Source organism: Pseudomonas sp. S1_E05, from assembly GCF_056337105.1.
This window is the reverse complement of record NZ_JBFRHM010000001.1, coordinates 1887539-1898459: the sequence shown is the minus strand read 5'-3', so window position 1 is coordinate 1898459 and position 10921 is coordinate 1887539. Positions and strand designations below refer to the sequence as shown.

Sequence of the window (10921 nt, the reverse complement as noted above, 5' to 3'; positions counted from 1 at the left end):
GGATGGCCGCGGTCTCAACGCCGCAGGTAAGAGCCGAAATCAATATCCCCCGCACTCAAGATCGCCTGCACCCGATTGTGCACATTGAGCTTGCGCAAGATCGCCGACACGTGCGCCTTGACTGTGGTCTCGGCGATTTCCAGGGTGTAGGCGATCTGCTTGTTGGATTCACCCTTGGTCATGCGTTCCAGCACCAGCAGCTGTTTGCGTGTCAGGGCCTGCAGCAACTCGGGCGGGAAGCTCGGGGTGTCGTTCATCCGCCGGCTGGTGCCGTTCTTTTGCGTGCGGATGATGTCCGGAGGCAGGTACACGTTGCCATTGAGGATCTGCTGGATGGCATCGGTCATTTGCAGGCGTGGCGAGGATTTGGTGATGAAGCCCACCGCGCCATAGGTTATGGCTTGCAGCACGATCTGCTTGTCCTGCTCGGCGGAAACGATCACCACCGGAATGGTCGGTGCTTCGTTGCGCAGGTTGATCAGGCCGTTGAGGCCGTGCATGCCGGGCATGTTAAGGTCGAGTAGGATCAGGTCCAGGTCGTCATGTTCCTCGGTCAGCGCCAGGGCGCTGTCCAGGTCGGCGGTTTCCATGACCTCGCTGCCCGGAAAACCATCGCTGATGACGTTGTGAATGGCTTCGCGAAACAGCGGGTGATCATCGGCAATCAAAATTTTGTACATAGCCTTTCACCTCATTATTTTCGTTATGGTGTGGCAACAACACGCACGCGTAAAGCTCAAGGGAAGGGTTCCGGCTGGGCGGGGGACACGGGCAGGTTCGCCGCTTGCCACGCGTCCAGGCCATCGCGGTACCAATACAGGGTTTTATAGCCCATGGCGGCGGCCCGCTTGACCGCGTTCCAGCTCAACCAGCAATCGGAGCGGCAGTAGAACACCAGCGGTTGGCGCACATCGCCGGCGGTGAATTGTTCCAGGTGCCGGCTGAAATACGCCTGCCAGTCGGGCGTCAGGTCGCCGTCACCGGTGTTGGCCAGCCAGTGACTGCCGGGCAGGTTTTCATGGGGCTGGTCTTCGATGAAACGCCCCTGCAGGTATTGCCGACGGTAGACGTCGATCAGTACGGGACGCGGGTTTTGCCGGAGCAGGTTTTGCAGGGCCGGGGTATCGATGATGGTCGCGCCCTCGGCCTGGGCAGGCGTCGGGCTGCGGTACAGGGCGATGCGATAGCCCTCAGCGGAAAACAGCGCAGTCTCAGCCTGCGCGACGCCCAGCATCAGGCTCAGCGACAACACGGCCAGGAAAGGGCGCAGCAGACAGCGGCGGTCACGCGGCATGGGTTGGGTCCTTATAGTTATGAGCCCATTACATGCCAGTCGCGGTGCGTTGGGAATGCGACGATAGACAGGGCAAACCAGTACTAAAGTCGTAGTTTCCCGCCGATATCGCCGTCCCCTGTAGGAGCGAGCTTGCTCGCGATGGCTGACTGTCAGCCGAAACATGTGCAAGCTGATACACCGCCATCGCGAGCAAGCTCGCTCCTACAGGAGAGGAGTGTGTGGTTAACCGGCTTTGCGCAACGCCGCATGCTGCGGATTGAACGTCAGCACCGCCAGCAGGGCGAACACCACGGTGAGCCCGGCACACACCGCCAGCGCCACTGGATTGAACCGCTCATACAAGGCAAACCGCACCAGCTCCACCGCATGGCTGAACGGGTTCAGCGCACACAGCCAGTACAACCCTTCACTCGCCTCGCGCATTTTCCACAGTGGGTACAGCGCCGAAGACAGGAAAAACAGCGGGAAGATCACGAAATTCATGACTCCGGCGAAGTTTTCCAGCTGGCGAATCGCGTTGGACAGCAGCAAGCCCAGGGCGCTCAGCATCAACGCCACCAGCAGCAGCGCCGGCAGCGCGATCAACAGTCCAAGGGCCGGGGGCTGCACGCCATACACCCAGGCAATCGCCAGGAATGCGTACACCTGCAGCAATGAAATCAACGCGGTGGCCAACAGCTTGCTGCACAGCAGAAACGTGCGGGGCAGGGGGCTGGTGAGCAGCACCCGCATGCTGCCCATTTCCCGGTCGTAGACCATCGACAGCGAACCTTGCATGCCGTTGAACAGCAGGATCATGCAGGCCAGCCCGGGAATGATGTACACCTCATAGGGGATGTAGGTGTCGTATGGCTCGATGATCGCGATGCCCAGCGCCGCCCGGAACCCGGCGGCGAACACCAGGAGCCACAAAAGCGGGCGTACCAGGGCACTGAGGAAGCGCGTGCGTTGCAACACGAAACGCAGCCACTCGCGCAGTACGATGCCGCGCAAACATTGCCAGTAAGCGTTCATTGGCGGGCTCCGGAAGTGGTCAAATGGTTGAAGACCGAGCCCAAACTGCCGCCGTGCTCCAGGCTCAGGGCCTCGGCCTGACCGCTCGCCACCAACCGGCCCTGATGCAGGATCAGCAGGTCATCGCTGGGCTGCACTTCATCCAACAGATGGGTGGTCCACAGCACACTGATGCGTTGCTCGTTACACAGGCTGCGCAGGTGTTGGTTGAGCGCCAGGCGGCTGGCCGGGTCGAGGCCGACGCTGGCTTCATCGAGCAGCAGCAGGCGCGGCTCGTGCAGCAGTGCCCGGGCGATTTCCACCCGACGGCGATGGCCGCCGTTGAGTTCGCGCACCCGTTCGCGACGGCGCTCGGTCAGCGCCTGGCGCGCCAGTTCGGCATCGACGCGGATCGCGCCCTGGCGCCTCGACAGTCCGTGCAGTGCCGCGTGATAACGCAGGTTCTGCTCGACGCTTAAATCCAGGTCGAGTGTGCTCTGCTGGAACACCACGCCCAGTTGCCTCAGCGCTGGGCGCGGCGCATCGCGCAATGAATGACCGCCGACGCGGATGTCGCCGCGTTGCAGGTCGTACAGCCGGGTCAACAGCGCGATCAGCGTCGACTTGCCCGCGCCGTTGGGGCCCAGCAGCGCGGCGAATCGCCCCGGCGCCAAGTCGAAACTCACCTGGTTCAACGCCTGTCGCGCACCGTAGGCAAAGCTCAACTCACTGACCTCAAGTGCGTTCATGGCGTGACCACCACGCCCCACGGATAGCGCCCGACCTTCACCGACTTGATCACTTTAAGGCTATCAACGTCGATCACCGACACATCGCCACTGACCCCATTGGTCGCCAGCAACTGCTTGTGATCCGGGGTGAACGCCATTTGCCATACACGCCGGCCCACCAGCAGGTAATCGAGAATTTCATAGGTCCTGGCATCGACCACCGCGACGTGGTTGGCCGGTCCCAGCGCGACGAACGCGTATTTGCCATCGGCGCTGAGCTTGACACCCACGGGCTGCACCTTGTCCGGGTGCACGCCCTTGATCTGGAAATTCAGCGTCTTGAGGACCTTGCGGCTATCGACATCGAGAATGGTCACCGTGCCACCGATTTCCGCCGACGCCCAGAGTTTGGAGCCGTCGGGCGAGAACTCCACGAAGCGCGGGCGTTGATCCACCAGGGTGCTGTCGGCCAGGGTCTGGGTGCTGGTGTCGATCCAGTGCAGCATGTTGGTGGTTTCACTGGTGTTCACCGCCCACTTGCCGTCGGGGCTGACCGCCATGCCTTCGGGCTCGACGCCCACGGTAATCTGGCTGAGGACTTTGGAGGTTTGTGTGTCGATTACCGTCACCAGCGCATCATCCTCGTTGGACACGTAGAGCCAGCGGTTATTGGGGTGCAGGGCGAATTGCTCGGGGTCCTTGCCGGAAGGCAGCTCCTTGATGATCTTTCGCGTGGCCACGTCCATGACCTGGACCCGGTCCGAGTCGCTGGCGCAGATGTACAACAGCTTGTTGTCGTGGGAGAGCAGCAGGCCACGCGGGCGCTGACCGACGGGCAGGGTGTCGATGACTTGCAGGGTCTGCATGTCGATCAGGCTCAGGTTGTTGTCCTTTTCGTTGGAGACCCAGGCGGTGCTGGCCACGGCGTGCCCGGCGGCGAGGAGGAGGGCGCAGGAAAGCAGGGTGCGGCGCATGGCGTGTTCCTTATTGTTGTGGGGAGTGAACGGTCAGGGAAATTGGCAACTGACCTCGGGTTTGTCGTAGCCCAGGCTGTCCATTTCGTTGAAGGGGTGCAGGAAGCCCTCTTGAGGTGAAGTGCTGACCAGTGCACGCGGCTGCACGATGGGGATCGGCTGGCGCAGTTCGCCGTTCCACGGGCGATAGCTGAGCTTGCGACCCTTGAAGCCGTCGAGGGGCAGTTGGTCGCTGATTTCCAGGTCGCGGATAGCGATCGGATCGGCCTGGCGCAACTTGCTCACCGCACTGGCGACGCTGCGCACCGCCATCCATGCGGCGAAGTCGCGGTCGTTCATCCAGCGCCCGGCCAGGGCTTCGAAGCGTTTCTGCAATTGCGCGGCGCCGAAGGTTTCCACGGTCTTGTGCCAGCCCACCGGGGTCAGGCCCTGGGTGCCAGCCACCGGCCGTGGGTACCAGGTCTGGTAGGGCACGTACTCGCCAAAGTCGCCGCGTTCATCGGCCACCAGCACCACATCGTATTCGGCAGCCTGGGTGAACAAGGGCATGTTGGCCTGGGCGCTGCGGCGTTGGTCGTTATCGAAGCTCCAGGCTTTCTCTGCCACCAGTTTCAGACCGAAACGTTTTGCTGCGCGGCGCAGGGCGGCGGCGTAGGCCTGATCGTCGACCGTAGGACCGACGATCAGCAGCGCCTTCTGCCATTTGCGTACCACCAGAAACTGCGCCAGCGCATCGGCGAGCATCGCCCGGCTGGGCAGGGTGTGCAGCACGTTGGGCAGGCACTCGCGGGTGCGCAGGGCGTCGTCCGGGCTGCCGGCGTTGAACAACAAGCTGTCGGGCAGCGCAGCGCTGAGCTGTCGCAAGCTGTCTGCCGGAGCATTGACCACAAACAGGCGCAAGCCCTGGTCGTGCTGCGCCTTTGCCGCATCGAGCAAGGCTTCGGGGCTGTCGACGCTCGTCGCCACCAGGCTGTAGCTGTGATTGAGAAAACGCCCGGTGCTATTGCTGTCGGTGATCGCCAGTTCTGCGCCGCGCAGGCCAGCGTCCGCCGGTTCGGGAATGATGTTGGACAGCAACGGGCCCGGGTCGGGGCGATAGCCCAGGTAGCCGATCTGCACTTGCAGGGGGGCATCGGCGGCCTGGGCCTGTGTCGCCAGCCCGGCGGCGCAGGCAATCGCCAGCAGGTAGATCAGGGCGTAAGGGGCAAGCTGGCGCATAAGTCACTCCGTTACAGGTAGCGCCAGCATAGGAAGCGCAACGGGGCGAGGAAATATGCAGAAAGTACCAGGCAGCCAGTACCAAGGTAGTAACACAACGCGAGCGGCGCGGTTTTAGCATGGTGTTAACGGCCATCACCCCCAAGGAGATTGAACATGCGCATTCTCAAGGCGTTATTGTTGCCGTTGCTGTTGATCCTGAGCCTGATCGGCGTCGACAAATTGCATGGCCCGCGTCCGGCGCCGTTGCAGGTCACGCCGGCGATTCCGGGGCGCTAGGCATGTCGGCGCTGTGGCGGATCAACCTCTGGGTTTGCGGGTTTTTCAGCCTGGTGACGGTGGCGTGCATGTCGCTGCTGATGCATCAGGCGCTGGCGGATGTCGACCGCGAACTGCAGTCGGCGGAGGCGGTGGTGCAATACCTGAGCGAAACCGCTGAGCGCGACCCTGCCAGCCTGCAACCACGCCTGACCCAAAGTCTGCGCCACGTGCGAGTGCGCTGGCTGGAACCGGGCGAAGCCACGATATTCCCGGTGCAGCAGGGACTCGACGCCTGGCTTGGCAGCTTGTTGTTTGACGAGGCTCAGCATGGCGCGCGTGTCCTCGACTTGCAGGATGGCCGACGCGTGCAGATCGCCGTCGACCCACGGGACGAGATCGACGAAGTCTGGGATTCCCTGCAACAACTGCTGGGCCTGTGCACCCTGGCGTTGCTCGTCAGTTTGCTGACGATTCGTTGGGCCGTGCGTCGTGGCATGGGCCTGCTCGATGATTTGCTGCATGCCTTGCAGCAAGTCTCCGGCGGCCAGCTCACGGTGCGCCTGCGTGCGCAAGGCCTGCCGGAAGCGCGGCAACTGGCGACGCATTTCAACCAGATGACCCTGGCCCTGGAGCAGGCAAGGGCCGACAACACGCAACTGACCCAGACCCTGTTGGCGTTGCAGGAACAGGAGCGCACGCATTTGGCGCAGACTCTGCACGATGACCTCGGCCAATACCTGGCGGGCATCCGCGCCCAGGCCTGCCTGTTACCGCTGGTAGCGGATCAACCTGTGGTGGTAGCGCAAACGGTGCGTGAACTGGAACACAACTGCGAACATTTGCAGCAGGGTTTCCGCGCACTGGTCCGCGATTTGTATCCGGTGGTGTTGCAACACCTGCCCCTGGCCGAAGCGCTGGGGTTGCTGGTGGAGCAATGGCAGGTGCGGCAGGGCATCGACTGCCGGTTGCGCGTCGGCGCGCAGTTGCCGGTGCTGTCGACGCCCCACAAGACGCATCTGTATCGCTTGTTGCAGGAAGCCCTGACCAACATCGCCCGGCATGCCGACGCCAATGCCGTCAGTGTGCGTCTGCACCAGCGGGGCCAGCACTGGCGCCTGTTGATCCGCGACAACGGTTGCGGCGCCCAACAACCGCAAAGGCCGGGTGTTGGCCTGTATTCCATGTACGAACGTGCCCGCAGCCTGGGCGGCGAGCTGCGCATCATCAGCCGTCCCGGTGCCGGCTGGGCGCTGGCCTTGAACGTGCCTGTCTTGAACATGCCTGGGGAGGTGTCATGAATATTCTGCTGGTGGATGACCATGCTGTGGTCCGACAGGGCTATGCCAGCCTGTTGCGCGCCTTGCTGCCGGCGATGGAGGTGCGCGAAGCCGCCACGGGTGAGGAGGCGCTGACCAGGGTGCAGGAAGCCGTGCCGAACCTAGTGATCATGGATTTCGGCCTGCCCGGTATCAGCGGCCTGGAAACCACTCGCCGCCTGCGCCAGCGCCTGCCGCAACTGCGCGTGCTGTTTTTCAGCATGCACGATGAACTGCCACTGGTACGCCAGGTACTGGACGCCGGCGCGTCAGGCTACCTGACCAAAACGTCCGCACCGCAGGTGTTGATCGAGGCGGTGCATCGCATCCTCGCCGGTCACGTGTATATCGAACAGCCGCTGGCCACCCAATTGGCCTGCAACCCACAACAGCAAGACCCGCGCTTGCAAAGCATGACCCAGCGCGAATTGGAGATCTTTGTGATGCTCGCCAAAGGCACCCCGGCCCGCCAGATCGCCGAGCAACTGAGCATCAGCAGCAAGACCGTGTCCAATCACCTGACCCTGCTCAAGAGCAAGTTGCAGGTCAGCTCCCACGCCGAACTGGTGCATGTGGGGATTGATCTGGGGGTGGTGAGAAAGGCGGGATAGAGGTCTGCTCCGCTCTCCCTGTAGGAGCGAGCATGCTCGCGATGGTGGACCAGGCACCGCTGGCTCGCAGGCAGCCCGCATCATCGTTGACGTCCATCGCGAGCATGCTCGCTCCTACAGAGGTTGGTGTTCATCTGTCCCAGGTGGTCGGGCACCCACTGCACCCCTCCATATTCGCATCCTGAAAATTCGCATAATGCTGGCGCGAGCCACTGAGGTTCGCCTGTTCGAGGTTGCTCTCCCCCAACTTGGCTTCCTGCAAATTGGCATCCCCCAGGTTGGCGCCCATGAGGTCGGCTTTGCTCAGCCAGGTCATTTCCAGGTCGGCCGCGCGCAGGTTGGCGTTGTGCAGTTTGGCGCCCGAAAGCTTGGCGAATTGCAGGTAGGCGGCGCTGAGGTTGGCGTCCTGGAACTGCGCGCCCTGAGCGAACAGCCCCCAGCCCTGAATCGCCATCAGGTTGGCCCCGGTAAAATCCGCCAGCCGCGCATTGCTCTGTTGCAGGCTGGCGCGGGACAGGTTGGCACCTTGCAGTTGGGCCTTTTCAAGGTTGGCCAGGTCCAGGCGTGCATGGCGCAGGTCGGCATCGCGCAGGTCCGCGCCGCTGAGGTTCATGCTGCGCAGGTCCTGGTTACTCAAATTGGCACCCCGCAGGTTGGCGCCGGGACACTGACTGTGTTCGGCGAGGGTGCATCCGTTGATCGTGGGTGGGCTGTCGTCGTCGGCGTGGGCGGCGGATAGGGTCAGGAGCAGGATTAGGGGAAGGTAGTTCATCAGGTGTTCTCCAGGGGCGCGCGTCCTCTGTAGGAGCGAGCTTGCTCGCGATGGGCTCCAGAACGCCGCTGGGTGTCAGGTGTCCAGCGTCATCGTTGACGACCATCGCGAGCAAGCTCGCTCCTACAGGGGAGGGGTGGTGAGTGAGTTATTTTTTCGCGACCTTGTTATCCCAACTCGGAATCTTGAACACCCAGAACGACCCGCCCTGGGCCACGGGTTTGGTCAGCTCGGCCATGTCGCCGCCCCACAACGGCACCGCGCCACCGTAGCCGACGGTTACGCCGATGTACTGCTCGCCGTCCTGTTCCCAGGTGATGGGCGGTGAGACGATGCCGCTGCCGGTCTGGAACTTCCACAGCTCCTTGCCGGTTTTCGCGTCGAAAGCCTTGAAGAACCCGTCGCCAGTGCCGGTGAACACCAGGTTGCCCTTGGTCGCCAACACGCCTGCCCACAACGGCAAATGCTCCTTGTGCTCCCACACCACCTTGCCGGTGGTCGGGTTCATCGCCCGCAGGGTGCCTACGTGATCGTCGTACATGCGCTTGATGCGAAAACCCATGCCCAGGTACGCCGAGCCCTTCTTGTAGTTGACCTCTTCGGTCCAGTATTCCTCTTTCCACTGGTTGCCCGGGATGTAGAACAGGCCGGTGTCCTGGCTGTACGCCATGGGGTTCCAGTTCTTGCCGCCCAGGAACGGTGGCGAGACTTCCACGGGCTTGCCCTTGGTTTCGCCGGGCAGCGGTTTGGCCGGGCGCTGGCCCTCGTTTTCCACCGGACGGCCGGTCTTGAGATCGATGTGGCTGGCCCAGGTGATGTTATCGACGAAGGGGAAGGCGTTCTGCAGCTTGCCGTTGTTGCGATCCACCACGTAGAAGAAGCCGTTACGGTCGGCGTGACCGGTGGCCTTGACGGTCTTGCCGTCCTTGTCCTTGTAGTCGAACAGCACCAGCTCGTTGTTGCCGGAAAAGTCCCAGGCATCGTTTGGCGTGTGCTGGTAGAACCATTTCACCTCGCCAGTGCTCGGGTCGACACCGACTTGCCCTGAGGTGTACAGGCTGTCGTAGTCGTGCGGGTTGCCGTCCTTGGACGTGCGTGCCCAGGTGTTCCATGGGCCGGGGTTGCCGGCGCCAACGATGATAGTGTTGGTCTCGGCGTCGAAACTGGCGCTCTGCCAGGGCGCGCCACCGCCGTGGCTCCAGGCTTCGACCTTGCCGGTTTCGGTGGTCGGGTCATCAGGCCAGGAGGGTGCCTTGACGTCGCCGGTCGGGGTGCTGTCCTTACCGTTGAGGCGCCCCATGTGGCCCTCGACGAAGGCCGCATCCACACTTCATCGCCGGTGTCCGGGTCGCGGGCGAACAACTGGCCGACCACGCCGAACTCATCGCCGGAACTGCCGTGAATGAGCAGCACCTTGCCGCTGGCCTTGTCCTTGATCAGCACCGGCGCGCCGGTCATGGTGTAACCGGCGGCGTGGTCACCGAACTTCTTGTTCCACACCACTTTGCCGGTGTTCTTGTCCAGCGCGATCACCCGCGCGTCCAGGGTGCCGAAGTAGATCTTGTCACCGTAGATGGCTGCACCACGGTTGACCACATCGCAGCACGGACGAATGTTGTCCGGCAGGCGGTGGTTGTAGGTCCACAGGCGCTTGCCGGTCTTGGCGTCGAGGGCGAATACCCGCGAATAGGAGCCGGTGACGTACACCACACCGTCGCTCACGATCGCCTGGGATTCCTGGCCGCGCTGCTTCTCGTCACCGAAAGAATAGGACCAGGCCGGGGTCAGCTTGAACACGTTCTTGTCATTGACCTGAGCCAACGGGCTCCAGCGTTGGGCGTTGGTGCCCATGCCGTATTGCAGCACGTCCCTGGTGGTCAGGTGATCGTTGGCAATGTCTTCCCAGGTCACGTTTCGGGACGGGGCCGCCTTGGCGTCGGCGCCATGGCTGGTGGTGCTCAGGGCGAGACTGCCCGCCAATACCAAGGCGAGGGTCAAGGGGGAAAGGGCGGGTAGCGATCTTATTGTCATGGTTTGCAGTTCCCAGTGGAGGTTTTGGCCTGCACAGGGTGGTCTGCGGGGTGGGGTGGCGACTACGGAAAAAGTCCCGCCGTTGCCGGGAACATTTCCCATGGGGCACCTGATTTGGGCGTGCACCACAAGCCCTACTACCAAGGTACTAAGCCCCGACCACCAAAGCAGCATGGGGATGGCTGCAGGTGCTTTCTAAGATGACTGCCATAGCCTCTGAGAAGAGGTTTTGCGTGCAATCCTGAGGGCATAACAATGACAACTAAACGCAACGCCTTGCTCGTTGCCGGCCTGCTGGCCGGCGTTATCAGTGCAGGTTCGGTTTTTGCTCACGGCAACGTGGTACCGCAGGCCGTGGAGACCAAGGGACTGACCCCGATCAAGGATGCCGGCGTACAGGTCGATGCCGATGGCTGGGCGACGGTCAATCCTTACCGCAAATCCCCCGAGCACGACAAAGCCGTGGAAATCGGCTCTTCGGCCTACAACCAGAACTGCGCGGCGTGCCATGGCCTGGAAGCCAAGTCCGGCGGTATCGCCCCTGACCTGCGCATGCTCGACGCCGACGACGCCGGTGATGAATGGTTCGTCGAGCGCGTGCGCCACGGTGCGGTCCGCGATGGTCGGGTGTACATGCCAAAAATGGCCGACTACCTGAGCCAGGAAGCCCTGTGGGCGGTGCGCACCTATCTCGACAGCGTTCGCGTCGAGAATTGA

11 protein-coding genes and 1 pseudogene are annotated in these 10921 nt (G+C 62.6%); 4 read left to right on the top strand and 8 right to left on the bottom strand.

Translation table 11 applies throughout. From position 1 onward, the window contains the following. Nucleotides 1–14: 14 nt before the first annotated feature. From AB4N33_RS08650 to AB4N33_RS08625, 6 genes are all read right to left on the bottom strand, one after another. Nucleotides 15–680: a response regulator gene (locus AB4N33_RS08650; RefSeq protein ID WP_460125667.1), complete on the bottom strand. Its 666-nt coding sequence runs from the start codon at nt 678–680 to the stop codon at nt 15–17. Between the two features lie 56 nt (nt 681–736). Next, nucleotides 737–1294, bottom strand: a complete 558-nt coding sequence (locus tag AB4N33_RS08645) for a PQQ-dependent catabolism-associated CXXCW motif protein (protein ID WP_460125665.1) — start codon at nt 1292–1294, stop codon at nt 737–739. Between the two features lie 225 nt (nt 1295–1519). Continuing rightward, nucleotides 1520–2311 carry an ABC transporter permease gene (locus AB4N33_RS08640; protein ID WP_460125663.1) on the bottom strand — a complete coding sequence of 264 codons (792 nt, stop codon included), beginning with the start codon at nt 2309–2311 and terminating at the stop codon, nt 1520–1522. After that, nucleotides 2308–3039 carry an ATP-binding cassette domain-containing protein gene (locus AB4N33_RS08635; protein ID WP_476457002.1) on the bottom strand — a complete coding sequence of 244 codons (732 nt, stop codon included), beginning with the start codon at nt 3037–3039 and terminating at the stop codon, nt 2308–2310. Before AB4N33_RS08635 ends, AB4N33_RS08640 begins: the two co-directional genes overlap by 4 nt. Then, entirely contained in the window at nt 3036–3995 is a 960-nt protein-coding gene (locus AB4N33_RS08630; protein WP_460125659.1) for a YVTN family beta-propeller repeat protein, read from the bottom strand. Before AB4N33_RS08630 ends, AB4N33_RS08635 begins: the two co-directional genes overlap by 4 nt. Before the next feature lie 33 nt (nt 3996–4028). Further along, on the bottom strand, nt 4029–5213 hold the full coding sequence (locus AB4N33_RS08625; RefSeq protein WP_476457001.1) for an ABC transporter substrate-binding protein: 1185 nt from the start codon (nt 5211–5213) through the stop codon (nt 4029–4031). Between the two features lie 156 nt (nt 5214–5369). Between AB4N33_RS08625 and AB4N33_RS08620 the strand changes: the two genes are divergently transcribed. Genes AB4N33_RS08620 through AB4N33_RS08610 form a run of 3 tightly spaced genes read left to right on the top strand, consistent with a single transcriptional unit; the run spans nt 5370 to nt 7401 of the window. Then, the gene (locus AB4N33_RS08620) at nt 5370–5492 is read left to right on the top strand and encodes a hypothetical protein (protein ID WP_460125655.1); all 123 of its coding nucleotides are present in this window, start codon (nt 5370–5372) and stop codon (nt 5490–5492) included. Between the two features lie 2 nt (nt 5493–5494). Further along, the gene (locus AB4N33_RS08615; RefSeq protein WP_460125653.1) at nt 5495–6772 is read left to right on the top strand and encodes a sensor histidine kinase; all 1278 of its coding nucleotides are present in this window, start codon (nt 5495–5497) and stop codon (nt 6770–6772) included. Then, nucleotides 6769–7401 (top strand): response regulator, encoded by a 633-nt coding sequence (locus AB4N33_RS08610; protein ID WP_476457000.1) that lies wholly within the window; start codon nt 6769–6771, stop codon nt 7399–7401. The genes AB4N33_RS08615 and AB4N33_RS08610 overlap by 4 nt, the downstream gene beginning before the upstream one ends. Nucleotides 7402–7531: 130 nt before the next feature. Here the strand turns inward: AB4N33_RS08610 and AB4N33_RS08605 are convergent, their stop codons facing one another. Together AB4N33_RS08605 and exaA are read right to left on the bottom strand one after the other, a co-directional pair. Next, nucleotides 7532–8173 (bottom strand): pentapeptide repeat-containing protein, encoded by a 642-nt coding sequence (locus AB4N33_RS08605; RefSeq protein WP_476456999.1) that lies wholly within the window; start codon nt 8171–8173, stop codon nt 7532–7534. A 148-nt stretch (nt 8174–8321) separates the two neighbouring features. Next, nucleotides 8322–10204, bottom strand: a pseudogene (exaA, locus tag AB4N33_RS08600) (quinoprotein ethanol dehydrogenase). 255 nt (nt 10205–10459) lie between these two features. Between exaA and pedF the strand changes: the two are divergent. Further along, a complete protein-coding gene (gene pedF, locus AB4N33_RS08595; protein ID WP_460125645.1) occupies nt 10460–10921 on the top strand; it encodes a cytochrome c-550 PedF in 462 nt (153 codons plus the stop codon).